25 protein-coding genes and 2 riboswitches are annotated in these 24,723 nt (G+C 74.4%); of the genes, 12 read left to right on the plus strand and 13 right to left on the minus strand.

Going from position 1 to position 24,723, the window contains the following annotated elements; translation table 11 throughout:
* Window positions 1–146: 146 nt before the first annotated feature.
* The gene (gene ald / locus RF647_RS17950) at window positions 147–1,268 is read right to left on the minus strand and encodes an alanine dehydrogenase (protein WP_368812904.1); all 1,122 of its coding nucleotides are present in this window, start codon (window positions 1,266–1,268) and stop codon (window positions 147–149) included.
* Between the two features lie 112 nt (window positions 1,269–1,380).
* Here ald and RF647_RS17955 point away from each other — a divergent pair, with 112 nt between their 5' ends.
* Window positions 1,381–1,887, plus strand: a complete 507-nt coding sequence (locus RF647_RS17955; protein WP_368812905.1) for an Lrp/AsnC family transcriptional regulator — start codon at window positions 1,381–1,383, stop codon at window positions 1,885–1,887.
* 15 nt (window positions 1,888–1,902) lie between these two features.
* On the opposite strand, the gene RF647_RS17960 is transcribed toward RF647_RS17955, so the two are convergent.
* Window positions 1,903–2,874 (minus strand): NAD(P)/FAD-dependent oxidoreductase, encoded by a 972-nt coding sequence (locus RF647_RS17960; protein WP_368812906.1) that lies wholly within the window; start codon window positions 2,872–2,874, stop codon window positions 1,903–1,905.
* A 26-nt stretch (window positions 2,875–2,900) separates the two neighbouring features.
* A complete protein-coding gene (locus RF647_RS17965) occupies window positions 2,901–3,758 on the minus strand; it encodes a trans-aconitate 2-methyltransferase (protein ID WP_368812907.1) in 858 nt (285 codons plus the stop codon).
* A 47-nt stretch (window positions 3,759–3,805) separates the two neighbouring features.
* Here RF647_RS17965 and RF647_RS17970 point away from each other — a divergent pair, with 47 nt between their 5' ends.
* Entirely contained in the window at window positions 3,806–4,456 is a 651-nt protein-coding gene (locus tag RF647_RS17970; RefSeq protein WP_368812908.1) for a helix-turn-helix domain-containing protein, read from the plus strand.
* A gap of 49 nt (window positions 4,457–4,505) precedes the next feature.
* Here RF647_RS17970 and RF647_RS17975 read toward each other — a convergent pair whose 3' ends face one another.
* Window positions 4,506–5,885: an MFS transporter gene (locus tag RF647_RS17975; RefSeq protein ID WP_368812909.1), complete on the minus strand. Its 1,380-nt coding sequence runs from the start codon at window positions 5,883–5,885 to the stop codon at window positions 4,506–4,508.
* Window positions 5,886–6,102: 217 nt separating this feature from the next.
* On the opposite strand from RF647_RS17975, the gene ppgK reads away from it, so the two are divergent.
* Entirely contained in the window at window positions 6,103–6,963 is an 861-nt protein-coding gene (gene ppgK / locus RF647_RS17980; protein ID WP_368812910.1) for a polyphosphate--glucose phosphotransferase, read from the plus strand.
* A gap of 15 nt (window positions 6,964–6,978) precedes the next feature.
* Here ppgK and RF647_RS17985 read toward each other — a convergent pair whose 3' ends face one another.
* A complete protein-coding gene (locus RF647_RS17985) occupies window positions 6,979–7,170 on the minus strand; it encodes a hypothetical protein (protein ID WP_368812911.1) in 192 nt (63 codons plus the stop codon).
* Between the two features lie 350 nt (window positions 7,171–7,520).
* Between RF647_RS17985 and RF647_RS17990 the strand changes: the two genes are divergently transcribed.
* Window positions 7,521–7,868 carry a hypothetical protein gene (locus tag RF647_RS17990; protein WP_368812912.1) on the plus strand — a complete coding sequence of 116 codons (348 nt, stop codon included), beginning with the start codon at window positions 7,521–7,523 and terminating at the stop codon, window positions 7,866–7,868.
* Window positions 7,869–8,120: 252 nt separating this feature from the next.
* Here RF647_RS17990 and RF647_RS17995 read toward each other — a convergent pair whose 3' ends face one another.
* The 7 genes from RF647_RS17995 to thiE all read right to left on the minus strand — a co-directional run bounded on the left by RF647_RS17995 (window position 8,121) and on the right by thiE (window position 14,074).
* Entirely contained in the window at window positions 8,121–8,324 is a 204-nt protein-coding gene (locus RF647_RS17995) for a DUF2945 domain-containing protein (RefSeq protein ID WP_368812913.1), read from the minus strand.
* A gap of 110 nt (window positions 8,325–8,434) precedes the next feature.
* On the minus strand, window positions 8,435–10,105 hold the full coding sequence (locus tag RF647_RS18000) for an MDR family MFS transporter (RefSeq protein WP_368812914.1): 1,671 nt from the start codon (window positions 10,103–10,105) through the stop codon (window positions 8,435–8,437).
* Window positions 10,102–10,728 (minus strand): TetR family transcriptional regulator, encoded by a 627-nt coding sequence (locus RF647_RS18005; RefSeq protein WP_368812915.1) that lies wholly within the window; start codon window positions 10,726–10,728, stop codon window positions 10,102–10,104. Before RF647_RS18005 ends, RF647_RS18000 begins: the two co-directional genes overlap by 4 nt.
* 105 nt (window positions 10,729–10,833) lie before the next feature.
* The gene (locus tag RF647_RS18010) at window positions 10,834–11,163 is read right to left on the minus strand and encodes a DUF3140 domain-containing protein (RefSeq protein WP_368812916.1); all 330 of its coding nucleotides are present in this window, start codon (window positions 11,161–11,163) and stop codon (window positions 10,834–10,836) included.
* A 176-nt stretch (window positions 11,164–11,339) separates the two neighbouring features.
* The gene (locus tag RF647_RS18015) at window positions 11,340–12,248 is read right to left on the minus strand and encodes a VOC family protein (RefSeq protein WP_368812917.1); all 909 of its coding nucleotides are present in this window, start codon (window positions 12,246–12,248) and stop codon (window positions 11,340–11,342) included.
* Between the two features lie 99 nt (window positions 12,249–12,347).
* Window positions 12,348–13,346, minus strand: coding sequence for a hypothetical protein (locus RF647_RS18020; protein ID WP_368812918.1), 999 nt, complete (start codon window positions 13,344–13,346; stop codon window positions 12,348–12,350).
* A 98-nt stretch (window positions 13,347–13,444) separates the two neighbouring features.
* Window positions 13,445–14,074 carry a thiamine phosphate synthase gene (thiE, locus tag RF647_RS18025; protein WP_368812951.1) on the minus strand — a complete coding sequence of 210 codons (630 nt, stop codon included), beginning with the start codon at window positions 14,072–14,074 and terminating at the stop codon, window positions 13,445–13,447.
* Between the two features lie 105 nt (window positions 14,075–14,179).
* Window positions 14,180–14,283, plus strand: a riboswitch (TPP riboswitch).
* Between thiE and RF647_RS18030 the strand changes: the two genes are divergently transcribed.
* The 8 genes from RF647_RS18030 to RF647_RS18065 all read left to right on the plus strand — a co-directional run bounded on the left by RF647_RS18030 (window position 14,279) and on the right by RF647_RS18065 (window position 23,257).
* On the plus strand, window positions 14,279–15,634 hold the full coding sequence (locus tag RF647_RS18030; protein ID WP_368812919.1) for an FAD-dependent oxidoreductase: 1,356 nt from the start codon (window positions 14,279–14,281) through the stop codon (window positions 15,632–15,634). (Overlaps the previous riboswitch by 5 nt.)
* Window positions 15,631–15,870: a sulfur carrier protein ThiS gene (thiS, locus tag RF647_RS18035; RefSeq protein WP_109244369.1), complete on the plus strand. Its 240-nt coding sequence runs from the start codon at window positions 15,631–15,633 to the stop codon at window positions 15,868–15,870. The genes RF647_RS18030 and thiS overlap by 4 nt, the downstream gene beginning before the upstream one ends.
* 1 nt (window position 15,871) lies before the next feature.
* Entirely contained in the window at window positions 15,872–16,732 is an 861-nt protein-coding gene (locus RF647_RS18040; protein ID WP_368812920.1) for a thiazole synthase, read from the plus strand.
* Complete coding sequence (gene moeB, locus RF647_RS18045) at window positions 16,729–17,904, plus strand: molybdopterin-synthase adenylyltransferase MoeB (protein ID WP_368812921.1); 1,176 nt, start codon at window positions 16,729–16,731, stop codon at window positions 17,902–17,904. The genes RF647_RS18040 and moeB overlap by 4 nt, the downstream gene beginning before the upstream one ends.
* Before the next feature lie 157 nt (window positions 17,905–18,061).
* Window positions 18,062–18,156, plus strand: a riboswitch (SAM riboswitch).
* A gap of 112 nt (window positions 18,157–18,268) precedes the next feature.
* Entirely contained in the window at window positions 18,269–19,618 is a 1,350-nt protein-coding gene (locus RF647_RS18050) for an acyl-CoA dehydrogenase family protein (RefSeq protein ID WP_368812922.1), read from the plus strand.
* A 3-nt stretch (window positions 19,619–19,621) separates the two neighbouring features.
* Window positions 19,622–21,037, plus strand: a complete 1,416-nt coding sequence (locus RF647_RS18055) for an MFS transporter (RefSeq protein WP_368812923.1) — start codon at window positions 19,622–19,624, stop codon at window positions 21,035–21,037.
* A complete protein-coding gene (locus tag RF647_RS18060; protein ID WP_368812924.1) occupies window positions 21,034–22,404 on the plus strand; it encodes an LLM class flavin-dependent oxidoreductase in 1,371 nt (456 codons plus the stop codon). The genes RF647_RS18055 and RF647_RS18060 overlap by 4 nt, the downstream gene beginning before the upstream one ends.
* A gap of 415 nt (window positions 22,405–22,819) precedes the next feature.
* A complete protein-coding gene (locus RF647_RS18065; RefSeq protein WP_368812925.1) occupies window positions 22,820–23,257 on the plus strand; it encodes a hypothetical protein in 438 nt (145 codons plus the stop codon).
* Window positions 23,258–23,424: 167 nt separating this feature from the next.
* On the opposite strand, the gene RF647_RS18070 is transcribed toward RF647_RS18065, so the two are convergent.
* Window positions 23,425–24,639 carry an NAD(P)/FAD-dependent oxidoreductase gene (locus RF647_RS18070; RefSeq protein ID WP_368812926.1) on the minus strand — a complete coding sequence of 405 codons (1,215 nt, stop codon included), beginning with the start codon at window positions 24,637–24,639 and terminating at the stop codon, window positions 23,425–23,427.
* Window positions 24,640–24,723: the final 84 nt, after the last annotated feature.

Raw genomic sequence — 24,723 nt, forward strand, 5'->3', positions numbered from 1 at the left:
CCCCCGCTGCAGGACCTCACCGAGACCGACCTCGCCGACCTCACCGCCCTCATCGACGCCCTCCCCACCGGAGCTGACCAGGGCGATCGCCCGGGCCGGCACGCCGTCCCGGCCGCCGGCTGATCCGCCCGGCGCGGGCGCGCGGCTCAGGCCGCGGGCAGCAGCTCCGCCCGGTCGACGACGTCCAGGCCGTGGGCCTCGCCGACCGAGCGGTGCGTCACGTGGCCGGCCATCGTGTTGAGCCCGGCGGCCAGCGCGGGATCGGCGGCCAGCGCCGCCGCCACGCCACGGTCGGCGAGGGCGGTCACGTAGCGCAGCGTCACGTTGGTCAGGGCGTAGGTGGAGGTGTTGGGCACCGCGCCCGGCATGTTGGCCACGCAGTAGAACAGGGTGTCGTGCACCGGGAAGACCGGGTCCTGGTGGGTGGTGGGACGGCTGTCCTCGAAGCATCCGCCCTGGTCCACGGCGATGTCCACCAGGACGCTGCCCGGCTTCATCCGCCGGACCATCTCGTGGGTGACCAGCTTCGGGGCCCGGGCGCCGGGCACCAGCACCGAACCGACCACCAGGTCCGCCTCGGTCACCGCGCGCTCCACCTCGTAGGCGTTGGAGGCGACGGTCCGCAGCCGCCCGGCGTACCGGTCGTCCAGGGCGCGCAATCGGTCCACGTCGATGTCCAGGATCGTGACCTCGGCGCCCAGGCCCACGGCCATGGCGGCCGCGTTGGTGCCGGCCACACCCGCGCCGATCACGGTCACCTGGGCGGGGCGGACCCCGGGCACGCCGCCGAGCAGGACGCCCTTGCCGCCGCCGGTGGCGGTCAGGGCCGAGGCCCCGGCCTGCACCGAGAGCCGGCCGGCCACCTCGCTCATCGGCGCCAGCAGGGGCAGCCGGCGGTCCGCGGTCTGCACGGTCTCGTAGGCGACGGCCGTGACCCCGGCGGCCAGCAGGGCGCGGGTGAGCTCCGGCTCCGCGGCCAGGTGCAGGTAGGTGAACAGGATCAGGCCCTCCCGGAACCGGTGGTACTCGGAGGCGATCGGCTCCTTGACCTTCAGCACCAGGTCCGCCCGGGCCCACAGCTCGTCCGGGTCCACCACGACCTCCGCGCCCGCGGCGGCGAAGTCCTCGTCCGCGAAGCCCGAGCCGAGGCCGGCACCGGCCTGCACGAGCACCCGGTGGCCGCGGCGGCGCAGCTCGTGCACGCCGGAGACCGTGATGGCCACCCGGTGCTCGCTGGTCTTCACTTCGGTGAGAACGGAGATGATCATCGAGGGCCTTCCGCAGAAAACATAGAATGGTTGTCACAAAACTACGATCCGTCACCGTTGCCGGGGCAGAAGTCGACGATCCTTCGGCAGTCGGGGCAGAACTGGACGAACCATGGAGAAGGTGACCCCGCCCACGCGGTCCGCTCCGCAGGATCGGCGGCCCCGGGACGAGCTGGACGATCTCGACCGGCGCCTGCTCGCGCTGCTGCGGGAGAACTCCCGGGCGACCAACCAGGCGCTCAGCGAGGCCCTCGGCGTGGCCCCGTCCACCTGTCTGGCCCGGATGAAGGGTCTGCAGCGCTCGGGCGTGATCCGCCGGTTCACGGTCGAGGTGGACCCCCGGGCGCTCGGGAGCACCATCGAGGCCCTCATCAGCGTGCGCCTGCGGCCGGGGGCCCGGCACCTGATGTCCGCGTTCGGCGAGGGGCTGAAGTCGGTGCCGGAGGTGTCCCAGTTCTTCTTCCTGGCGGGCTCGGACGACTTCCTGATCCACGTCACGGCGCGGGACACCGACCACATCCGCCAGTTCGTCCTCGAGCACCTGTCCTCCAACCAGGCGGTGGCGGCCACGCAGACCAGCCTGGTGTTCGAGCACGTCCAGGGGTCCGTGGAGCCCTGACCGCTCGCGAGACCCTCAGCCGCGACGGGGCGTCCCGGCCGCGGCGCCCTGCGCGCGGGCCCTGACGGCGGCGGCCGCGTCCTCGGCCACGAGGTCCGCGTTGATCGCCGCGGCCGCGCCGACCCCCGCCCCCGCCGCCGAGGAGACCATGGCCGAGAGGTCGCCGGCGTTGCCGGCCGCCCACACGCCGGGGATCCCGGTGCTGCCCATCGGGCCCGTGGCGATGAGCGCCCCCGCGGGGTGGTCGGTCAGGGTGCCGCCGAGCTGCTCGTACAGCCCGGCCCGGGCCGCGAACCGGGGCGCCACGACCATGGCGTCCACCGGGACCTCCTGCCCGTCGTCGAGGACCACGGCGCGCAGCACGTCCCCGTCGGTGCGCAGCCGCTGCACGGACCCCTCGACCACCCGGATCCCGAGGGCGGAGAGCTGCTCCCAGGCCTCGGGGCCGGGGTCGGGCATCCGGTGCGGGAAGAAGGTGACGTCCTCGCTGAGCTGCCGGAACAGCAGCGTCTGGTGGATGCTCATGGGTCCCGCGCCGAGCACGCCGATGCGCCGGCCGCGGACCTCCCACCCGTGGCAGTAGGGGCAGTGCAGCACGCTCCGCCCCCACAGCTCGGCCACGCCCGGCACGTCGGGCAGCTCGTCGACCAGCCCGGAGGCGAGCAGCAGCCGCCGCGCGCGCAGCACGCCGCCGCCGGCGAGACCGACCGTGAACCCCTCCTCGTCCGCCCGGGCTGTGACGGCGCGGTCCCGGACGATCTCCGCCCCGTACTGCTCCGCCTCCCGCCGGCCGGCTGCCAGCAGCTCGAGCGGCGGGACCCCCTCCCGGCCGAGCAGGTTGTGCGCGCCGCCGGCCGGGGCGTTGCGGGGTTCGCCCGCGTCCACCACGACCACCGAGCGCAGGGATCGTGCCAGGGCGACGGCGGCGCTCAGGCCGGCCGCACCGCCTCCGACGACGACGACGTCGTACGCGGAAATGCTGCTCATGGTCCGTGTCCTCTCGTGCTGGTGGTTCATGCCCGGTGCGCCGCCCAGACGATGCGTCCGGCGCGCAGCACCAGGTCCTTCCGGTGCAGGACCGCGCCGGGGGAGTCCTCGGTGAGCAGGTGCTCGAGGGTGAGCAGGTCGTCGGCGGCCAGCCGGCCGGCGAGGACCGGGAGGGCGCGGCGCAGCGAGAGGTGCGCCCAGCGGCCCGTGCCGGGCGGGGCCGGCCGCGCCTCGACGCCGAACCGGCGCCGCCCCGTCAGCCGGAAGCCGGCCTCCTCGAGGTGGGGTCCCCAGTCGGGGACGGCGTTCCAGTGCGCCCGGGCGAGGACCTCGTGGCAGCGGCGCTCCAGGCCCGGGCGGCCGATCCCGATGTCCTCGGGCAGGAACCGCGGCAGCGCGTCCATCTCCACGACCGCCAGGAGCCCGCCGGGGCGCATCCCGGCACGGAGCTCACGCAGCAGCCGGTCCGGCGCGGCGAGCTCGTGCAGCGAGGAGGCCGCCCAGGCGAGGTCGACCGCCCCGACCTCGGGCCAGGCGGTGTCCAGATCGGCCTGCACCGTGCGGATCCGGTCGGACGGGCCCGGTGCGCCGGCCGTGGCGCGGAGCCGCTCGAGCCTTGGTGCCGACCGGTCGATCGCGACGATCTGCGCCGACGGGAAACGGCGGGCCAGGAGCCGGCTGCCGGAGCCGGTCCCCGCGCCGATGTCCGCGACCGTGCCCGGTGCGCCGCGGACGTGCTGGGCGACCCAGTCGAGCACCTCCTCCAGCAGCGGGGCCAGGACCTCGGCGTCCAGCTCGAGCAGCTCGGCCAGTCCGTCGTCGTCGTGCTGCTCGGGGTGGGTGTGGTGCCCCGCCGTCGGGTGCGGGGAGTCGCGCGGTGTCATGCCTCCACGGTAGGCGGAGAATGCCTTCGGGGCATACACTCTTGCCCATGACGCAAGAAATCGACCTGGACGCCGTGATCCGTCGCCGCATCCGCGGTCTCCGGCTGGCGCGCGGCTGGTCCCTGGACGCGCTTGCGGCCCGGTGCCACCTCAGCCCGTCCACGCTGAGCCGGCTCGAGACCGGGCACCGCAGGATCGCCCTCGACCAGCTGGTGCCCATCGCCCGGGCGCTCGACACCTCGCTCGACCAGCTCGTCGAGTCCCCCGAGGACGAGGACGTGGTGATCCGCCCGCAGCCCAGCAGCACGCCGGGGCTGACCATGTGGCTGCTGTCCTCCGAGCGGGCCCTGCACGGGATGACCGTGGCCAAAATGCGCATCCTGCCGGGCCCGCCCCCCGCACCGGACCAGCTGGCGGTGCACCCGGGCCGGGACTGGTTCACCGTGCTCTCCGGGACCGCCCGCCTGCACCTGGGCGAGCGGGTCGTCGTGGTCGAGGCCGGTCAGGCGGCGCAGTTCTCCACGATGGTCCCGCACGCCATCGTGGCGCAGGGCGGGCCGGTGGAGATCCTCACCGTGCTCGACCACGACGGCGAGCGTGCCCACCTGCACGCGGACGAGCCTGCCGACGAGCGGCGGGTGCGGGCGCCGGCCAACCGCCCGACGCCCGGCCAGGACGGACCCGACCCGGCCGGGTGAGGTGCGGCCGGGGCCGGGGTCGGGGCGCCCGGACGGCGGGCCGCTCGGGTCAGGCGCCCGGCGCCGCCGGCGCCGTCTCGGTGCGCCCCGACCGCCCGCGCCGCGCGGCCGGACCGGCCGAACCCGGGAACTGCGGGATCAGCGCCACCGACCCGGCGGCGACCAGGGCCACGGCGGCGAAGACGATGAAGTTCCACTGGAACGGCAAGGCCATCGAGCCGATCCAGCCGCCGATGAGCGGGCCCGAGATCGCGCCGATGCGGGCGAAGGACAGGGCCCAGCCGGTGGCGGTGGCGCGGGAGTGGGCGGGGTAGTACTCGGCCACCCAGCCGGTGAGCACCAGCGAGGTGGAGATCGAGCCGATGCCGGCCAGGGCCACGAACACGTAGTTGACCACGATGCTGTTGGGGAACATCAGCAGCAGGATCCCCGCCCCGCCCAGCAGGTAGAAGACCACCAGGATCAGCTTCTTGCCGTACGCGTCCGCGGCGCGGCCCAGGGCGATGCCGCCGGCGGCCGAGGCGAGGCTGAAGACCACCAGGAACGTCAGGGCCGGGCCGAGCTCGTAGCCGGCCGAGCGCATGATCGAGGGCAGCCACGTGTTGAGGCCGTAGACCAAGACCATGCCGCAGAACAGGGAGACCCAGAAGAACACCGTGGCGGTCAGGTAGCCGCCGGAGAACATCGCCGCCAGGGACTGCTTCCAGCCCACGGACCGCGCCTTCGCCTCCTCGGAGAGCACCGGCGTCCAGTCGCCCTCGACGAACGGGGCCACGCGCAGCCGCTCCGCCAGGCGGGCGGCCTCCTCGCGCCGACCCTTGCCCATGAGGTACTCGAGGGACTCGGGCAGCAGCCTGGCCACCAGCGGCAGCAGGACCACGGGCAGGAACCCGACGCCGACCACCCAGCGCCAGCCCAGCGTGGGCAGCAGGGCGATCGCCACGAGCGCGGCGGCCAGGATGCCGAGGGAGTAGCCGGAGTACATCACGCCGTAGTTGAAGGACCGGCGCCGCGGCGCCGAGTACTCGATGGTCAGGGCCGCGGCCACCGGGATGATCCCGCCCATGCCCAGGCCGCCGAGCAGCCGGAAAAGCCCGAAGACCTCCGGGGTGGGGGCCAGCGCGGCGCCCAGCTGCATGGTGGTGAAGATGGCCATCGAAACCAGCAGCATCCTCCTCCGGCCGATCCGGTCCGAGAGCGTGCCGATGACCATGGCCCCGATGAGCATGCCGACGAGGGCGTAGGAGCCGAGGCCGCCGAGCTCCAGCGGGGTGAGCTCCCACTCCCGGTGCTCCGCGAGGGCGGGCAGCACGGCGCCGAGCACGCCGACGTCGTACCCCTCGGCCAGGATCGCGAGCCAGCAGGCGAGCAGCACCCGGTTGGTCGTCTTCGGCGGGACGGGCCACGCGGCGGTGGTGGGACTGGTCATGCGGGAAAGTCCTTCGAAAGGCGGCGGGACGCCGGGGCGCGGGCGCTCGCCGGGGTGACCGGGACCCCCCATTCTAGGGAACGCCCGGGGCGGGGCGGTGGCGCCGGACGGGTGGCGGGGCCGGTGCGAATAATTGCCGTCCCCACCCGGTTGTACAGTCGAACAGGCGCCGCCCGCTCGAGGGCGCGCCGTCACCGCCTCGATCCAGGACCGTGAGATGACCTGTGCCCTGCCGTCCGTCCGGACGCCCCCGACCGTCCCGCACGTCTCCGACGGGAGCGACGACGACGCCCGCTGCCTCGGGGTGGACATCGGCGGAACGACCATCAAGTACGCGGTGGTGGACCCGGTCCGCGGCACCACCGTGGGCCCGGTCCGCCGGGTGCCCACGCCCGCGCCGGCCACCCCGGCCGCGGTGGTGGCCGTCCTGCGCGGGGTCCTGGAGAAGCTGGAGCGCGAGCCCGGGCCGGGCGGGCCCCTGGCCGGGGTCGGCGTGGGCGTCCCGGCGATCATCGACCACGGCATCGCCCGCTCCGCCGCCCACCTCGACGACTCCTGGATCGGCACGGACGCCCGGGAGCTGCTCGCCGCCGGACTCGGGCGCGAGGTCGCGGTGCTCAACGACGCCGACGCCGCCGGGCTGGCCGAGGTGCGCTTCGGCGCCGCCCGGAGCGCGAGCGGAACGGTGCTGGTGATCACGCTGGGCACCGGGATCGGCTCGGCGCTGTTCCTGGACGGGGAGCTGATCCCCAACAGCGAGTTCGGCCACGTGTGGTTGGACGGCCGGGACGTCGACGGCTGGGCCGGCGCCTCCGCCCGGATGGAGGAGGCTCTGGACTGGCCGACCTACACGGACCGGCTCCAGCGCTACCTGTCCCACCTCGAGCGCCTGATCTCCCCGGATCTCATCGTCCTCGGCGGAGGCATCAGCGAACGGCACCAGGAGTTCCTGCCGCACCTGCGGCTGCGCGCCCGCGTGGCCCCCGCGCAGCTGCGCAACGCCGCCGGCATCGTCGGCGCCGGCCGCCAGGCCCACCTCGGAGCCCTGCGGGCGTCCGGCCTCGTCGGCAGCCGCTGAGCCGGACCGGGGGCATCAGCCCCTGGTGTGCTCCGGCATCGGAGGCGCCGCCTCGGGCCGCCGGACGGTCTCCCGGGCGGTTTTCCGGGCGTCCAGCGGGCCGGTGCCCGCGGCGGTGGACCGTCGTTCCGGCAGCGCGCCGGGCCGCCCCCGGTCCTGCTGCTCCAGCCGGCAGAGCGCGGCGTTGTTCATGTTGATCGTGATCACGGCATCGACCCCTCGTAGCTCATGTCAGTGAATGTATGCGCGCCGCGGGGCCGCGCCGCAGACATCGGGGCGTTCCGTGCGTCACAGTCGGCTGTGCCGTCTGTCCGCCCTGGTGAGAAAGGGGTCAGTGGTTCGGTGACCGTGACTCTGTGACGCCCGGCGACGCCCGGGACGCCGGTGCCTGCAAGTTCGTGCACCGCGGCCGGGGGGCGGTGGACCGATGCGAAGGACTCTTCCCCTGTGTGACATGGATCTCTATCATGGGAAGGGACAGCGTGGTCGAGCACACCCGCCCGGCACCGGGACCTTCTGCAGCTCCCGATGCGCTCGCACGACTGGAGATCCCCGCCATGAGCCTTTCCGAACTGACCCCTGTTCCCGACGACACGGGACCCCTCGATGTCCTCCCCGGCATCGGTGTGGGTCCGGTCGTCGACCCGATCTCCTCCATCACCGTCTCCCACGTGGCGCGCTACCGGATGCGCACGGACCGCGCGGGACTGAACCTGCGGGCGGGCGAGGTGGTGCTGTGCGCGCCCTACGACCCGGTCGAGCTGGGCATGGTCGTCCTGGTGCGCTGCGAGGCCGACGGCTACAGCCCGGGCGCCCTGGTCCCGGCGTCCGACGTCGAGTACCTCGAACCGGCCGGTCCGTCCTTCGGCCCGTTCGTCTGGGGCACGCCGGGCATCCGCGGCTGAACGCCGCGTCCCGCCCGCCTGCCGCCGCGCCCGTCCTCGGGCCCGCGGCGGGGCCGGTCTCCGGCTAGGCCTCGGTGAGGGCGTCCGCGGCTGAACGCCGCGTCCCGCCCGCCTGCCGCCGCGCCCGTCCTCGGGCCCGCGGCGGGGCCGGTCTCCGGCTAGGCCTCGGTGAGGGCGTCCGCGGCTGAACGCCGCGTCCCGCCCGCCTGCCGCCGCGCCCGTCCTCGGGCCCGCGGCGGGGCCGGTCTCCGGCTAGGCCTCGGTGAGGGCGTCCGCCTTGTGGGTTGCCCGGGCCCCGGAGCTGTCGGACTCCACGATGTAGTGGGGATCGTCCGTGCTCGCGCGGTACGTGCGTCCGTCGAGCTCGAAGTCCTCGGTCTTCTTCTCGACGACCGTCCCCTCGGTCCTGCCCTGCGGGGTGTTCCACGTGACCCTGGTGCCCTTGCTCAGACCCATCCGCTGCTCCTCTGCTCGTCCGTTCCGGTGCGCGTGCGCCCCGAGGATGCCGCCGCCCAGGGTGCCCTGCCGTGCACGGTCCTCAGACTACGGAGCGCTCCGCGTCCCGGCTAGCGCGACGCGGAGGCTGGCTCGAGAGCGGCCGGGTCCTCGCGCGGGTCGCCGGCGTCCCGCTCCTCGTCGTCGGCGCGCGGCGCGGCGGGCTCGTCAGCGGTGACCACGAGGCGGCCCTCGGCGAGCGCCTCCGGCTCGACGTCCTGCTCGATCGTGGTGGCCAGCGGCTTCTCGGCGACGAAGCACAGCACGGCGGCCGCCAGCAGCCCCAGGGGCATGATCCACAGGTAGATGGGCGTCAGGGCGTCGTTGTAGGAGGTCACGATCGGGTCCTGCAGCGCCTGGGGCAGGGACGCGACCACGGCGGGGGTGAGCGAGTTGGCCCCGCCGGCGCCGCCCTCGAGCGCGGCCGCCGGGACGCGCTCGGCCATCAGCTCGGCCAGCCGGCTCGCGAAGACGCTGCCGACCACTCCCGAGCCGAGGGTGGCGCCGATCTGGCGGAAGAAGTTGTTCGCCGCGGTGGCAGTGCCGACCTGGCGCAGGGGGAAGGTGTTCTGCACGATCAGCACGAGCACCTGCATGGACAGGCCCAGACCCAGGCCGAGGACCGCGATGTAGAGGCAGACGTGCCACACCCCCTGCTCGGAGGTCAGGGTGGCGAGCAGCCCCATGGCCGCGGCCACGATCACGCTGCCGGCCACCGGCAGCCACTTGTAGCGCCCGGTCCGGCTCACGGCCTGGCCGGCGAGCACCGAGGTCACGAGCATCGTGCCCATCATCGGCACCATCAGCAGCCCGGACCGGGTGGCGTCGACGCCGAAGACCATCTGCAGGTAGGTGGGCAGGTAGCCGAGGGCCCCGAACATCGCCACGCCGGTGAGCAGCCCGGCGAGGGTGGTGAGGACGAAGTTGCGCTCGCGGAACAGGTGCATCGGGATGATCGGCTCGGCGGTGCGTCGCTCCACGGCCACGAACGCCGCGGCGGCCACGAGCGTCCCGGCGATCAGACCGAGGATCACGGGGTCGGTCCAGGCGTACTTGCCGCCGCCCCAGGTGGCGAACAGGACCAGGCAGGTCGTGGCCACGGCCAGCAGCACCATGCCGCCGATGTCCAGGCGCGGCCGGCCGCTGTGCCGGGGCAGCTTGAGGAACAGGACGGCCCCGGCCAGCGCGAGCAGCCCGAGCGGGATGTTGATCCAGAAGACCCAGCGCCAGCCGGGCCCCTCGGTGAAGAAGCCGCCGAGCAGCGGGCCGGCCACCGACGACACCGCGAACACCCCGCCCATGACGCCCATGTACTTGCCGCGCTCCCGGGCCGGGACCACGTCGGCGATCGCGGCCTGGGAGAGGATGATCAGCCCGCCGCCGCCGAGACCCTGGATCGCGCGGGCGGCGATGAGGACCTCGATGGTGCCGGCGAGCGCGCCGACCACGGAGCCGGCCATGAACACCAGGATCGCGCCCAGGAGCAGGGGCTTGCGGCCCATCAGGTCCCCGAGCTTGCCGTACACGGGCATCATGATCGTCGAGGCCAGGATGTAGGCCGTGATCACCCACAGCATCTCGTCGACCCCGTTGAGCTCGCCCACGATCGTGGGCAGCGCCGTGCTGAGGACGGTCTGGTTCAGCGCGGCCAGCAGCATGGAGAGCATCAGGCCGACGAAGAGCAGCGCGAGGTGCCGGGAGCCGGAGTCCGGTTCGGCGCGGTGGGCGGGGGTGCGGGTCATGAGAGCTTCTCCTGGAGACGGTGGAGGAGGGTGAGCGCCGACTCGTGGTCCTCGGTCGGTAGGCCGTGCGCGGGGGAGTAGCTCTCGGCGGTGATGGCGAAGCGCAGCGGGACGCCGCCGAGCAGGACCAGCATCCGGGCGACCTCGTCCACGCGGTGCTCACCGATCCCGGCCGACCACGCGGGGTCCCGGGCCAGCAGCTCCGCGAGGGTGTGGCGCACCAGGGCCTCGGCCTCGAGCATCAGCTCGTGCCGGCGGCGGCCCAGGCTCGGGTGGTCCTGCAGCAGCCTCCGGCGGCGCTCGGCGTCCCGTCCCGCGTAGGCGCTGCGGGAGACGGCCAGCAGCAGGCGCGAGACCTGGCCCAGCAGGTCGTGCTCGAGGGAGAAGCCGTCCAGCAGCTCCGGGTCCAGCGAGGGGGCCCGCATGCCCAGGACGGCGTCCTCCTTGGCGGGGAAGTAGTTGAAGAAGGTCCGCGGGGAGACGCCGGCCGCCGCCGCCACGGCCTCCACCGTGGTGCCCTCGACCCCGTGCTGCACCGCGAGGGCGGCGGCCGCCTCGTGGATGGCGGACCAGGTCTCGGCCTTCTTGCGGGCGCGCAGGGTGGGAGGGGAGTCGGCGTTCATGCCCACATTTTTGCATTTCTGCAAGTTTTGCACAACTGCAATATTTCCCGGGGTGCCCGCCGCGGCGGCCGGGCCCACTCGGCGGCGCGCGTCGGGCCCTCCGGCTCAGTCCTTCAGGGGGTCGTGGCCCCAGTTCATCAGGGAGTAGCGCCACCGGGTCTCGCGCACGTCCCCGTCGGGGCGCTGGGCCAGGTGGCGGTGGACGTAGCCGACCACCTTGCGCATGTGCTCGTGGTCGGCCTCGGTGCGCTCGCCCTTCGGCTTCTGCAGGATCTCCACGATCCGCCGCCCGGAGCGGTGGCCCACCGACTCCCCGCCGTCGTCCTGGCCCACCGAGGTGGACTCGTCGGTGTCCAGCCACGTCGACAGCTGCTCGGCGGTCATGTTGACGGCCTCGTCGAAGTCCTTGCCGGTGGTGTCGTCCTTCTCGCCCATGCCCTGCTCCTCGCTCTCGGACCGGGCGGCCGCCGTGTCGCCGCACGCCCTCGGTGCCCGGGCGCCCCGGGCACGAGGCCCAACCTACCGGCGCACCGAGGTGTCGGCGAGCAGCCGCGGGGCGTCGAGCACGGAGCCGCCGGCGGGCGGGTGCGGACGCGGCGCCCGGGCGGGTCTCAGGCCGCGACGCCCACCTGGATCAGGGTGTTCCAAGGGTCCTCGAAGCGCAGCACGGCGCCGTCGTGCCGGGTGGGGATCCGGTGGTCCGCGAGCCGGGACGCCAGGGCCGCGACGTCGTCGGCGTTCGGCAGGTCGATGTTGACCTGGCCCAGCCCCAGCGACGCCGCACGCGGGCCGGCCCCGGCGCTCTGCCAGGTGTTGAGCGCGATGTGGTGGTGGTAGCCGCCGGCGGCGATGAACAGGGCGGAGCCGATGTCGCTCATGACCTCGAAGCCCAGGATGTCCACGTAGAACTGCCGGCCCAGCGGGATGTCGCCCACCTGCAGGTGCACGTGTCCCAAGGTGGCCGGCGGCGCCGGGGGCCGCCCGCCCTGCTCGGCCAGGTGCTCCTGCAGGAAGCCGTTCGGGTCCAGGGGGTTGGAGGCCAGCGTGAGCAGGCCGGTGGGCTCCCGCCGCCACGTCTCGCGGGGGCGGTCCGTGTAGAGCTCCACCCCGTTGCCCTCGGGGTCGTCGAAGTAGAAGGCCTGGCTGTAGAGGTGGTCGGCGCTGCCGGTGAAGGAGCGGGGCGCCACGGTCGCCACGGACGCGAGCGCCGCGGCCAGGGCCGGCTCGTCGTCGAAGACCACCGCGGTGTGGAACAGGCCGGCCTGCCCGCGGCGGGCCGGCGGGAGCTCCTTGACCTGGCGCAGCCGCACGACCGTCCGGCCGTCCCGGCCCAGGACCGCGGTGTCCCCGGCGTGGGCAAGCACGTCGAGGGTGACGGCGTCCGAGTAGTAGGCGACCATCGTGTCCAGGTCGGAGACCAGCAGCTCCACCGCGCCCATCCGGGTGTCCGCGGACAGCAGGTCCTCGGCGGGGCGCTTCGTCAGGCTCTGGGGAGCGGGGTTCTGGGGAAAGATCGGCATCGCGGGGTTCTCCGTCGGCAGGGGCGGCGCATTGGTTGATATGTCCCCAAGAATAGTCCCAGAAGCTTTCCTGTGCAAGTAAATGGTGGTGCGGTGGGCTCAGAGGATGAAGATCAGGGCGGCGATCACCGCCAGGATGCCCAGGAAGACGAACCCCCACGCCTTGAGGTTGTCGGAGTCGTCCTCCTCGGGCTCGGCCGGGCGCGGCGGCCACCCGCCGGGGCCGGGCCCGAACACCGGCCCGGAGGTGCCCTGGGCACCGGCACCGGGACCGCCCGGGCCGGGTGCCCCCGGTCCGGGGTGCTGGCCCGGGAACTGCCCGGGGGGCGGCGGGGCCGGGCTCGCGGGGCTCACCCCCCACTGGGGGTTCTCGGGCGAGCCCGCCGGAGGGGCGCCGGGCGGGGGCGTGCCCGGGCGGATGTCACCGTCCGCGGCCGGGCCGGCCGCGGAGGAGGATCCCGCGGTCGGGCCCGACACCGGGGGAGCCGCCGGCGGCAGGGTCTCGCCCGAGAGCACGGGCCCGTCCTCGCGGTGGCCCCGCTCCGCCTCGTTCAGCAGGGTCACGAACTGCTCGAGCGGCTCGGACCCGTCGTGCTCCCGCGCCAGGAAGCGCTCGGCGCGGCGGCGCACCACCTTGTAGACGCGCCCGTCGTCGGGGACGCCCAGGTCCCGGGCGGCCCGCGCCACGGCCAGCGGGGGCTGCTCCGGGAGGGGGTTGGTGCCCCACTCCAGGAGCCCGGTCAGCAGCGGGCGCTCGAGCACGGCGGCCAGGGCGGCCCGGGCGCCCGGCACCCGGGTCAGCTCCAGCAGCCCGCTCGGCGGCGCGGACGGGCACCCCGGCACGTCGCTGGGCAGCCGGGCGGCGCGCTCCAGCCAGAAGGTGTCGCCGAAGAGGGTGGCGAGCAGCACGGCGGCGGCGAGCCGGTCGTCGCTCGGGGCGGCGTCCTCCGGGAGGCCCTGCTCCCAGTGCGTGCCGAGGGCGCGGCGGGCGGGCTCACCGGCCAGCCGGACGCGCAACTGCGCGTCCTCCGGGCCGCGGGCGGTCTCCGCGGGGCGCTCCACCGCGTGCCGCACCTGGGGGTCGAGCTCGGGGTCCATGGGCCACCTCTCCGTCGTCGTCCTGCGTCCATGCTCTCAGAACGTGCTGGACGGCGGCGGGGAGCCGACGGTGAGCCGGGCGGCGGGCCGCCCCGGGCTCAGGCGGGGAGCAGACCGCGCAGCTGCCCGGCGGCGACGCGGGGATCGGGGGCCTCGGTGACGGCGCGGACGACGACGACGCCGCGCGCCCCGGCCTCCAGCACCTGCGGGAGCCGCGGCTCGTCGATGCCGCCGATGGCGAACCACGGCACGGGCAGGACCTCCGGGTCCGCGTCCAGCCGGGCCTCCGTCAGCTCGGCGACCGCGCGGACGAAGTCCAGCCCGGTGGCCGGGCGCCCCGGCTTGGTGGGCGTGGCCCAGACGGGCCCGGTGCAGAAGTAGTCGACGTCCGCGTCCTCGAGCGCCGCCGTGGCCTGTCCGAGGTCGTGGGTGGAGCGCCCGATCAGCACGTCGGGGCCCAGGAGCCGCCGGGCCTGGGTGGGGCTGAGGTCGTGCTGGCCCACGTGGAAGACGTCGGCGCCCACGAGCGCGGCGATGTCGGCGCGGTCGTTGACCGCGAACAGGGCGTCGTACTCGGCGGCCACCCGGCCCAGCAGCTCCAGCGCGGCGATCTCCTCGTCCGCGTCGATGCTCTTGTCCCGCAGCTGGACGATGTCCGCACCGCCGGCACAGACGGCGTGCAGGAACTCCTCGAGGTCGCCTTGGTCCCGGCGGGCGTCCGTGCACACGTACAGCCGGGCGGCGAGGAGGCGGGCCGTCCGGGTGTCTCGCAGGGAGGACTCGGCGGGGGCGGAGGCGTCACGGGTAGGGTGGGTCACACGCTGATGATAGGTCAGCGGTTCTGCGGGAGCCCCACCGGGGGCTGAGAGGGCGACCATCGCCGACCGCCACACCTGATGCGGGTCATGCCGCCGGAGGAAAGGACGTTCCCTGTGACTGCCGCACACCCCGCCCCCACGACCGCGCCCCACCCGCTGGTCGACCGGCCCGAGCACGTCCGCGCCGACGTCGCCGTCGTCGGCGCCGGGGTGATCGGCCTGGCCACCGCCTGGGAGCTGCGCCGCCGCGGCCGCTCGGTGGTCGTGGTGGACCCCGAGCCGGGCTCCGGCGCCAGCCGCGCCGCGGCCGGGATGCTCGCCCCGGTGAGCGAGGTCCAGTACCAGCAGGAGCCCCTGTACCCCCTCATGACCGCCTCGGCCGCCGAGTACCCGGCGTTCGTGGCCGCCCTCGAGCAGGCCGCCGGCGGGACGGTGGGCCACCGGGCCACCGAGACCCTGGTCTGCGGCGTGGACGCCGCCGACCGGCAGGCCCTGGCGGACCTCCGCGCGCTGCAGGGGCGCCACGGCATGACGGTGGAGCCGCTGACCCTGCGCGCCGCCCGCACCTTCGAGCCGGCCCTGAGTCCGCGGCTGTCCGCGGCGTTCCGGATCCCCGACGACCACCAGGTGGACCCGCGCCGCCTCGTGGCCGGGCTGCTCGCGGCCCTCGTCGCCCCGGAACTCCCCGACCTCCCGGAGCCCGCCGGGCTCCCGGCCGCGCGCGACGGCGGACCGGCCCGCCTCGTCCACGACCTCGCCACGGGTCTGCGCCGCAACGCCGAGGGCGCGGCGACCGGCGTCCGCCTGGCCGGCGGCGGGATGGTCTCCGCGACCTGGACGGTCCTCGCCCCCGGCGCCGGGCTCGGCGAGCTCGAAGGGCTGCCGGAGGACTGGCACCCGCCGCTGCGGCCGGTGCACGGGGACATCCTGCGCGCCCGGGTCCCCGCCGGGGCGCCGGAGCTGCTCGGGCGCACGGTCCGCGGCCTGGTGCACGGGGTGCCCGTCTACCTGGTGCCCCGCGCCGACGGGACCGTGGTGATCGGGGCGACCTCCCGCGAGGACGACCTAACCGGTCCCAGCGCCGGCGGCGTGTTCCGGCTGCTGCGCGACACCCAGGCGCTCGTGCCCGGCGTGGCCGACCTCGAGCTGGTCGAGGTGCTGGCCCGCGCCCGGCCCGGCACCCCGGACGACATCCCGTACCTCGGCCGGGTCCGCGACCCGGACGACTCGCCGGTGCCGGGGCTCGTGGTCTCCACCGGCTACTTCCGCCACGGCGTCCTGCTCGCCCCGCTGGCCGCCCGGCTCGCCGCGCAGCTGGTGGACGGCGGGGCCGGAGCAGATCCGGCCGCCGACGCCGGGCACCTCGCCACCACCGACCCGCACCGCTTCGACCGCCCCGTCGAGGCCCGTCCAGGGGATCCCGCGCCGGCCGCCGCCGGGCCCGGGCCCCGGAGCAGGAGTACCCGATGACCGCCATCACCCTCAACGGCCGCCCGCACCGCGTGGCGGCGGAGGCGACCGTCGTCGACCTCGTCGCCGAGACCGTCGGCCGGGCCCTGGGCCCCGACGGCGCTCCGCTGGACGGCGGGCGCCTCGGCGTGGCCGTGGCCGTGGACGCCGCGGTCGTGCCCCGCAGCCGCTGGCGGCGGACCCCCGTGGCGGAGGGCCAGTCCATCGAGATCATCACCGCCGTCCAGGGAGGCTGACGTGACCGCCCCGCACCCCGACCCCCTCGTGCTCGACGGCATCGAGCTGAGCTCCCGGCTGATCATGGGCACCGGCGGCCTGAGCTCGCTGCACACCCTCGAGCAGGCGCTGCTGGCCTCCGGCACCGAGCTGACCACCGTGGCCCTGCGCCGCTACGCCCCCGGCCAGGGCGACTCCCTCTTCGCGCTGCTCGAGCGCAACGACATCCGGATCCTGCCCAACACCGCCGGGTGCTACACCGCCCGGGACGCGCTGCTGACCGCCGAGCTCGGCCGGGAGGCCCTCGAGACCGACTGGGTCAAGCTCGAGGTCATCGCGGACGAGGACACGCTGCTGCCCGACGTCGTGGAGCTCCTCGACGCCACCGAGCAGCTCGTGGCCCGCGGCTTCAAGGTCTTCGCCTACACCTCCGACGACCCGGCCGTCGCGCGCCGCCTCGAGGACCTGGGCGCGGCCGCGGTGATGCCCCTGGGCGCCCCCATCGGCACCGGGCTGGGCATCCTCAACCCGCACAACATCGAGCTCATCGCCTCCCGGGCGTCCGTGCCCGTGGTGCTCGACGCCGGGATCGGCACCGCCTCCGAGGCCGCCCTGGCCATGGAGCTGGGCTGCGACGCCGTGCTGCTGGCCAGCGCCGTCACCCGCGCCCAGGACCCGGTGGCGATGGCCACCGCGATGCGCCACGCCGTGCTCGCCGGCCGGCTCGCCGCCGGTGCCGGGCGCATCCCGGCCCGCCGCCACGCCCAGGCGTCCTCGCCCATGGCCGGGCGGATCGACACGGACGCCCCCGAGGGCGGACCGGCCGCCGGCCCGGCGGACGTGCCGCGCGGGGACTGGGCGCCCGTGGGGGAGCGGCCGTGAGCCCGCTGCCCCCGCTCGTGGAGCCCGGCCCCGAACTGACCCGCGAGGAGCTCGAGCGCTACGCCCGGCACCTGACCCTGCCCGGGATCGGGAGTCTCGGCCAGCGGCGGCTGCGGAACGCCCGCGTGCTCGTCGTCGGCGCCGGGGGGCTCGGGTCCCCGGCCCTGCAGTACCTCGCCGCGGCGGGGGTCGGGACCCTCGGGATCGTCGACGACGACGTGGTGGCGCTGTCCAACCTGCAGCGCCAGGTGGTGCACACGACCGCCGACGTCGGCCGCCCCAAGGCCGTCTCCGCCGCCGAGGCCGTCACCGCGCTCAACCCGCTGGTGGAGGTCCGCACCCACCCCGCCCGGCTGGACGCGGACAACGCCGTGGACATCATCGGCCGGTACGACCTGGTCCTGGACGGCGCCGACAACTTCGCGACCCGCTACGTGGTCAGCGACGCCGCCGCCCTGACCGGCACACCCTGCGTGTGGGGTTCCATCCTGCGCTTCGAGGGGCAGGTCAGCGTCTTCTGGGCCGGGCACGGGCCCACCTACCGGGACCTCTACCCCGAGGCCCCGCCGGACGGCGAGGTGCCCAGCTGCGCCGAGGGCGGGGTCTTCGGCATGCTCCCCGCCACCGTCGGCGCGGTCATGGTCACCGAGGCCGTCAAGCTCGTCACCGGCACCGGGGAGCCCCTGCTCGGCCGGGTGCTGCTGCACGACGCGCTCGCGATGACCTGGCGCGAGATGCGTCTCACCCCGGATCCCGACGCCGCCCCGGTCACCGCGGTGGCCCAGCCCGCCGCGGTTTGCGCGCTGCCCGGCGCGGACGCCTCCGAGACCGTCGGGGCGGCCGAGCTGGCCCGGCTGCTCGAGCGCCGGGAGCGCGGGGAGGCGTCCTTCGCCCTGGTGGACGTGCGCGAGGACTGGGAGCGGGAGCTCGTGGCCATCGACGGCGCCGTGCCCGTCCCGCTGCAGGAGATCCTGGACCGCGGGGCGGACGCCCTGCCCCCGGAGGCCCGCGGCACGGACCTCGTGCTGCACTGCAAGGCCGGGGCCCGCTCCGCGACCGCGCTCGCGGCGCTGCGGTCCTTCTACGCCGGGCGGGAGGAGCGGGTCCGCCACCTCGAGGGCGGGGTGCTCGCCTGGGTGGCGCAGGTGGAGCCGGACCAGCCGGTCTACTGAGCCGGACTCCTGCGCGGGACTCCTCATCCGATCTCCTGATCCGGGCCGGTACACCACTGCGGACGACGTGACCTTCTGTGACACCGTCGTGACATTCCGTGACGTGCGCCCGTCATCCGGTTGGTCCCGGACCGGGCGGTCTGGTCCCATGGCAAGTGCCCCATTCAGAGCGGTTGAGAGATCTGGCTCGACGACGCCGCAGCAACCCGTCCTTCTCAGGGGTCAGGGTGCTCATGCCAGAACCGATGGAGATCCCGGATCTGCAGTCGGTCCGTGACGTCAGCGTCCGGCGCTGCCGCCACCGGGCCCGCCCCGGCGCGACCGGCCGACCGGCAATCCTCGGTGCGACCGAGAGGACCACCGCATGACCCCGAGCACGGTCGAGGAGACCACCGCCCATCCCCGCGCCGGCACGGACTTCGCCGCCGGCCTGCCCGGAGACTACGCCGGGCTGCGGGAGCACTTCCGGCCGCTGTTCACGGAGATCGCCGCCGGCGCTCTGGACCGGGACCTCCGGCGCGCGCTGCCCTACGCGGAGGTCGACCGGCTGGACCGGGCCGGGTTCGGCACCCTGCGCGTCCCGGCGGCCCACGGCGGCCCCGGGGCCAGCCTCGAGGACTTCACCCGGCTGCTGGTCGACCTGGCCGAGGCCGACTCCAACATCGCCCACCTCTACCGCTCCCATCACGGCTTCGTGGAGTCCCTGCGCTTCCTGCCTCGGGAGCTCCAGGAGGTGTGGTACCGGCGGGTGCTGGCCGGGGCCACCGTCGGCAACGCCTCCACGGAGAAGGGCGGCAACGCGCTGGGCACCCTGAACACCGTGCTCACCCGGACCGCCGAGGGCTGGGAGCTCACCGGCCGGAAGTTCTACGCCACCGGCTCCGTCTTCTGCGACTACACCCGCGTCTCGGCCGCCCTGGACGGCCGGGACGGGCGCCGCTTCGCCGTCGTCGCCACGGACGCCGAGGGCGTGACGCTCGAGGACGACTGGGACGGCTTCGGGCAGAAGCTCACCGGCACCGGCACCGCGGTCTTCGACCGGGTGCGCGTCCCGGACGACGCCGTGCTGGACCGCACCGCCGGCAGCGCGGAGGCCGTCCACGAGGCCGCCTTCTTCCAGCTCGTGCTGCTGGCCGTGCTGGCCGGCATCGCCCGGGCGGCCCGGAGGGACGCGGTGGAGACCATCGCCGGACGCCGGCGGACCTTCAACACCGGGCTCGGCCTGCCGTTCCGCGACGACCCGCTGATCCAGGAGGCCACCGGGCGGATCTCCGCCAAGGCCTTCGCCGCCGAGGCCACCGTCCTGCACGCCGCCCGTGCCCTGGACGCCGGGATCGCCGCCGCAGCAGCGGCCGGCGCCGACCGGCCGGACTTCACCGGGACCCTCCCGGCGGCGCTGCACGAGTCCGAGATCGCCGTGGAGCACGCCCAGGTCACCGTGCCGGAGCTGGCGCTCGGCGCGGCCCAGGACCTGTTCCTCACCGTGGGCGCCTCCGCCACGTCCACGGCCAAGGGCCTGGACCGGCACTGGCGCAACGCCCAGACCGTGGCCACCCACAACCCGATCGCCTTCCGCGCCCGCGCCCTCGGCGACTACCTCATCAACGGCACCCTGCCGGAGGGCCTGAACGCCATCGGCGACGCGAAGACCGACGCCGCGACCGATGCCACGACCGACGCCGCGACCGTCGCCGACCGAACCCCAGGAGCCTGACGCATGAGCACCACGACCACGGCCGCCCCGGGCCGCAGCAGCATCGTCCACGGCAAGAAGCGCGTCCTGGCCTCGGCCTTCGCCGGAACCACCATCGAGTGGTACGACTTCTACCTCTACGGCACCGCCGCCGCACTCGTCTTTAACGTCCAGTTCTTCCCCATGGCCACCGAGCTCGGCGGCATCGTGGCGTCCTTCGCCACGCTCGCGGTCGGGGTCATCGCCCGGCCCCTGGGCGGGATCATCGCCGGGCACCTGGGGGACCGGATCGGCCGCAAGGCCCTGCTGGTGGCCTCCCTGCTGCTCATGGGCGTGGCCTCCACCCTGATCGGCCTGCTGCCCACCTACGAGGTGATCGGCTGGTGGGCCGTCGTCGGGCTCGTGCTCCTGCGCATCCTCCAGGGCCTGTCCGCGGGCGCCGAGTGGGGCGGCTCCGCGCTGCTGAGCGTGGAGCACTCACCGGCCCGGCACCGCGGGTTCTTCGGGTCCTTCACCCAGATCGGCTCCTCCGCCGGCATGCTGCTGGCCACCGGCGCGTTCTTCATCGTGCAGAACGTCATGAGCGAGGAGCAGTTCGCCGCCTACGGCTGGCGCATCCCCTTCCTGCTCTCGGCCCTGCTCGTGGCGGTGGGCCTGTGGATCCGCCTCGGCGTGGCCGACGCCCCAGAGTTCCTGGAGCACCGGGCCTCGGGCAACGTGGCCAAGGCCCCCCTGCGGGAGCTGCTGGTCCACCACCGCCGCCCGGTGCTGGTCACGATCGGCCTGCGCCTGGCCCAGAACGCCGTCTACTACCTGGTGACGGTCTACATGCTGACCTACCTGCGGGACGTGCGCGGGGACAGCGCCGCGGGTGTGACCGCGGTGATGATCGCCTCGGCCATCGGCCTGTTCTCCACCCCGTTCTGGGCCTGGCTGTCCGACCGGGTGGGCCGGAAGGTCGTCTCGGTGAGCGCCTACGCGGCGATCGGCGTCTTCGGCTGGGTGCTGTTCGCGTTCCTCGAGGCCGGCCCGCTCGCCCTGCTGCCGCTCGTGGTGATCCTCGGCATCAACCTCGTCCACGACGCGATCTACGGACCGCAGGCGGCCTGGTTCGCTGAGCAGTTCCCCGTGCACGTGCGGTACTCGGGCGTGAGCTTCGGCTACCAGGTCGGCACCGTCCTGGGCGGCGGGCTCATGCCGCTGATCGCCGCCCTGCTCTTCGCTGCCGGCGGGGACACCCCGTGGCTGATCGCCGGCTACCTCTCCGTGCTGGCCGTGCTCTCCGTCGTCGCCGCCCTGGCCGCGAAGGATCCCGCCCGGGACCAGCGCGGCACCGAACTCACCGATCTGCACGCCGGCCGGACCGCGGCCGACCCGGCCCTCGCGACCCCCGCCGCCGCGAGCGCCACCCGGACCACCCCCGAGAGGACCACCGTATGAGCCGCCCCCTGCTGCTGAACGCCTTCGACATGATGGTGCCCGTGCACCAGTCACCGGGACTGTGGCGCCACCCGGAGGCCGGGGTCGCCGGCTTCGACAGGCTCGAGTACTGGACATCGCTGGCCCGCACCCTCGAGGAGGGCGGCTTCACCGCGCTGTTCCTGGCGGACGTCCCCGGCGTCTACGACGTGTACGGCGGCGGGGCCGAGGCCACGGCCCGCGGGGGAGTGCAGTACCCGGTGCTCGACCCGCTCGTCGCGGTGCCGGCGATGGCCGCGGCCACCGAGCAGCTCGGCTTCGGGGTGACCGCCTCGGTCACCTACGAGGCCCCCTACCTGCTGGCCCGCACCTTCGCGACCCTCGACCACTTCACCCGCGGGCGGGTGGCGTGGAACGTGGTGACCTCCTACCAGGACTCCGCCGCCCGGAACCTGGGCATGGACCGGCAGATCCCGCACGACGAGCGCTACGACCGCGCCGACGAGTACATGGAGGTCATGTACAAGCTGCTCGAGGGCTCCTTCGAGCCTGGGGCGGTGAAGGCCGACGCCGGCGCCGGGGTGTTCGTGGACCCGGAGCTCGTGCACCCCATCGGCCACGAGGGCACCTGGTTCTCCGTGCCCGGCCAGGCGCTGACCCACCCCGGGCCCCAGGGCACCCCGTTCCTGTTCCAGGCCGGCGCCTCGAAGCGCGGACAGCAGTTCGCCGTGGACCACGCCGAGGCCATCTTCTTCATCGGCAACACCCCGCAGCTTGTGCGCCGGTGGACCGACGGCGTCCGGACGGAACTGGCCGCGCAGAGACGGGCCGAGGACGCCGTGAAGACCTTCGCCATGGCCACCGTGGTGGTCGCCGAGACCGACGACGAGGCCCAGGCCAGGCTCGACGGATATCGCCGGCACGTGGACATCGAGGGAGCGCTGTCCCTGTTCGGCGGCTGGACCGGCGTCGACCTGGCCGGGGCGGACCCCGATGCGCCGCTCGAGTACGTGGCCACCGACGCCAACCAGTCCGCGCTCGCGGCGTTCACCTCGCTGTCCCCGGACCGGACCTGGACGGTGCGGGACCTGGCCGAGTTCGTGGCCATCGGCGGCCGCGGGCCCGTCATCGCCGGGGCCCCCGGCACCGTGGCGGACGAGCTCGAGCGCTGGCGCGAGGAGGCCGGCGTGGACGGCTTCAACATCTCGGCGGCCGTGCGGCCGGCGGACCTGGAGCGGTTCACCACGATGGTGTCGCCGGAGCTGCGGCGCCGCGGCCTGCTGCCGGAGCCCCAGACCCTTCCCTCGGGCAGGACGCTGCGCGAAACGCTGACCGGCGCCGGGCCGAGGCTGGCCGACGACCACCGCGGGGCGTCCTACCGCCGGTGACCGCCTGAGCCGTCGGGGCACACCGCTCGACGGGTCCCGGGGTCGTCCGGCGTCCCGGTTCCTCGGAACGGAGCGCTCCTGCCCGGGAGAGGGCAGGAGCGCTCCGCCGCGCCGAGGCGCAGAAGGCGACCCCCGACCGCCGGGGAACGGATCATGGGGTCGCTGCACCGGCGTGGGGGCCGGTGCCACCTGAAAAGTACCAGACAGTAATATCGCGGTGCACAATCCTGTGTGAATGCATGAATCTCGCTTCTCGGGGGCCTCCCGGACGGATGCTGCGGCCGCCGACGGGATCGTCTGGAACTCTGGGACGATGGGCCCGGGCGATGGAGGAGGCCGGAGCATGGGCGATGCAGCCGACGCCGCACCACGGGCAGGCACCGGCCGGCTCCGGACGTGGGGGAGGCGCGTCCTCATGGCTCTGGCCGTTCTCGCCTCCCCGGTGATCGTCATGCAGGCATCGTTCCTCCTCGACACGGCACCCATGGTCGCGGTGGCCGACCGGGTCCAACCTGCTCCGGACTGGCGCGAGGAGGCGCACAACGTCTCCGGCGGACTGTTCTGCTTCGACCTCGTGGTCCCGTGCGACAGCATGTGGCGGGAGTACCGGACGGAGCGGCCTGTCACCGTGGCCGCGGTCCAGCGCATCAGCGACGAGGCGGGGCTGGGGGCGAGGGTCAGGGGTGACTGTGAGACCTCGCCCCTGCGTGCCGGCCACACCGGGATGTACACGGCGTGCTCGGCCGAAGGGGTCGTCGCGGGCTACGACGTGCGGATCCGGGTGCTGGAGCTCAGCGAGGACGATCCGCGGCGGATCATCCAGGTCGGGGTGAGCAGCATCGACAATCGCTGACCGCCCCAGGTGCGGTGAGCCTGATCCGGGGGTGTGGGGCGCAGCGGCACGTGCCACCGCCTGGCAGAACTGCACCAGTGCCGGGCAGTGACGCGTGAACCGGCACTGCACCACCGGCGGCGCCCGCTCCCGCCACCTCTGTCCCACCTATTGGATGCAACGGTCCACTAGAAGCCCCGGAGGATCACGTTCCAGTAGTCCTGGGGGAGGACCTCGAGGTCGAAGAACCAGGAGGCGCGGTTCGGGGCCAGCAGCGGCACGCCGGGGATGCTGGGCGCCAGTTCGTTGTCCCGGTCGAACTCGGCCAGCACGGCCCGGCCCCGCTGCACCGTCACGGGGGTCACGGTGTACCCGTCGTAGGAGGCCGTGGGCTCCCGGCCGTCCCGGGTGGCCAGGAGGTTCTCGGTGAGGACCTTCGTCTGGTGGCGCAGTGCCCCGCCGGACGAGGTGGTCTCCAGTGCGGCAGCGTCCCCGCAGGCCCACACGGTGGGCACACGGCGGTGGCGCAGGGTCTGTACATCCACGTCCGCGTAGCCGTCCCAAGCGGTGCCCGGGCCCGGCGCGGCGCCCAGTCCCGCGTCGGTGATCCAGGCCGGGGCCCGGTGGACGGGGCAGTGGTGCAGCAGGTCGTAGGACAGGTCCCGGGGCGTCCCGTCGACCGTGGCCCGCAGCCGGCGGGAGCCGGCGTCGATCGACTGCACGTGGGCGCTCGTCAGGACCGTGATGCCGTAGTGCCGGACCCAGGGCTGCAGCACCCGGTCCACGTCCGGCTGGCCGAACACGGTGGCGGTGGGCGTCAGCAGGGTCACCTCGATGTCCTGCAGGACACCCTGGCGCTGCCAGTAGTCGCAGGCCAGGTAGAGGATCTTCTGCCCGATCTGCGGAGTGGGCGCTGGGCCGTCCGGGATGGTGAACAGCGCCCGGCCGCGGCGCATCTCGCGGATCAGCTCCCAGGTCTTGGGGGCCAGCTCCACGGTGTAGTTGGTCGAGGCGTGCGGGCCGGCCATCGCCTCGGCACTGCCGGGAACACGGTCCCAGTCCGGTGTGGAGCCCGCGCAGATCACGACGTCCCCGTAGCCGATGTGCTCGCCGGAGGACAGCGTGGCCGTCCGTGCCGCCGGATCCAGTGCCTGGACACGGTCCTGGATCCATCGCACGCCGCGGGGCATCACGCGGTGCTGGGCCCGGGACATCTGCGACACGCTCTTCAGTCCGGCGCCCACGTAGGAGAGCATCGGCCGGTAGTGGTGCGTGGACTTCGGCTCCGCGATCACGATGTCCGTGATGCCCTTGCGGCGCAGTCGTGCAGCCAGGGAGATCCCGGCATTGCCGCCCCCGATCACGAGGACGTCAGTGGCGTGGTCCGAGGGTGCAGTGGTCATCATGACTCCGTGGGACGAGGATGGCTCCACGGCCCTGATCGGGGCCGCCCGACCATTCGACCACGAGCCGCGGCGCCCACGCCC

The sequence above is a fragment of the Kocuria sp. CPCC 205263 genome (assembly GCF_040981075.1).
Lineage (GTDB): Bacteria > Actinomycetota > Actinomycetes > Actinomycetales > Micrococcaceae > Kocuria > Kocuria rosea.

Bases quoted from the DNA above. Each gene is read 5' to 3' on its own strand.
- ald (WP_368812904.1), bottom strand. From the start codon at position 1,268: ATGATCATCTCCGTTCTCACCGAAGTGAAGACCAGCGAGCACCGGGTG.
- RF647_RS17955 (WP_368812905.1), top strand. From the start codon at position 1,381: ATGGAGAAGGTGACCCCGCCCACGCGGTCCGCTCCGCAGGATCGGCGG.
- RF647_RS17960 (WP_368812906.1), bottom strand. From the start codon at position 2,874: ATGAGCAGCATTTCCGCGTACGACGTCGTCGTCGTCGGAGGCGGTGCG.
- RF647_RS17965 (WP_368812907.1), bottom strand. From the start codon at position 3,758: ATGACACCGCGCGACTCCCCGCACCCGACGGCGGGGCACCACACCCAC.
- RF647_RS17970 (WP_368812908.1), top strand. From the start codon at position 3,806: ATGACGCAAGAAATCGACCTGGACGCCGTGATCCGTCGCCGCATCCGC.
- RF647_RS17975 (WP_368812909.1), bottom strand. From the start codon at position 5,885: ATGACCAGTCCCACCACCGCCGCGTGGCCCGTCCCGCCGAAGACGACC.
- ppgK (WP_368812910.1), top strand. From the start codon at position 6,103: ATGACCTGTGCCCTGCCGTCCGTCCGGACGCCCCCGACCGTCCCGCAC.
- RF647_RS17990 (WP_368812912.1), top strand. From the start codon at position 7,521: ATGAGCCTTTCCGAACTGACCCCTGTTCCCGACGACACGGGACCCCTC.
- RF647_RS17995 (WP_368812913.1), bottom strand. From the start codon at position 8,324: ATGGGTCTGAGCAAGGGCACCAGGGTCACGTGGAACACCCCGCAGGGC.
- RF647_RS18000 (WP_368812914.1), bottom strand. From the start codon at position 10,105: ATGACCCGCACCCCCGCCCACCGCGCCGAACCGGACTCCGGCTCCCGG.
- RF647_RS18005 (WP_368812915.1), bottom strand. From the start codon at position 10,728: ATGAACGCCGACTCCCCTCCCACCCTGCGCGCCCGCAAGAAGGCCGAG.
- RF647_RS18010 (WP_368812916.1), bottom strand. From the start codon at position 11,163: ATGGGCGAGAAGGACGACACCACCGGCAAGGACTTCGACGAGGCCGTC.
- RF647_RS18015 (WP_368812917.1), bottom strand. From the start codon at position 12,248: ATGCCGATCTTTCCCCAGAACCCCGCTCCCCAGAGCCTGACGAAGCGC.
- RF647_RS18020 (WP_368812918.1), bottom strand. From the start codon at position 13,346: ATGGACCCCGAGCTCGACCCCCAGGTGCGGCACGCGGTGGAGCGCCCC.
- thiS (WP_109244369.1), top strand. From the start codon at position 15,631: ATGACCGCCATCACCCTCAACGGCCGCCCGCACCGCGTGGCGGCGGAG.
- RF647_RS18050 (WP_368812922.1), top strand. From the start codon at position 18,269: ATGACCCCGAGCACGGTCGAGGAGACCACCGCCCATCCCCGCGCCGGC.
- RF647_RS18055 (WP_368812923.1), top strand. From the start codon at position 19,622: ATGAGCACCACGACCACGGCCGCCCCGGGCCGCAGCAGCATCGTCCAC.
- RF647_RS18060 (WP_368812924.1), top strand. From the start codon at position 21,034: ATGAGCCGCCCCCTGCTGCTGAACGCCTTCGACATGATGGTGCCCGTG.
- RF647_RS18065 (WP_368812925.1), top strand. From the start codon at position 22,820: ATGGCTCTGGCCGTTCTCGCCTCCCCGGTGATCGTCATGCAGGCATCG.
- RF647_RS18070 (WP_368812926.1), bottom strand. From the start codon at position 24,639: ATGACCACTGCACCCTCGGACCACGCCACTGACGTCCTCGTGATCGGG.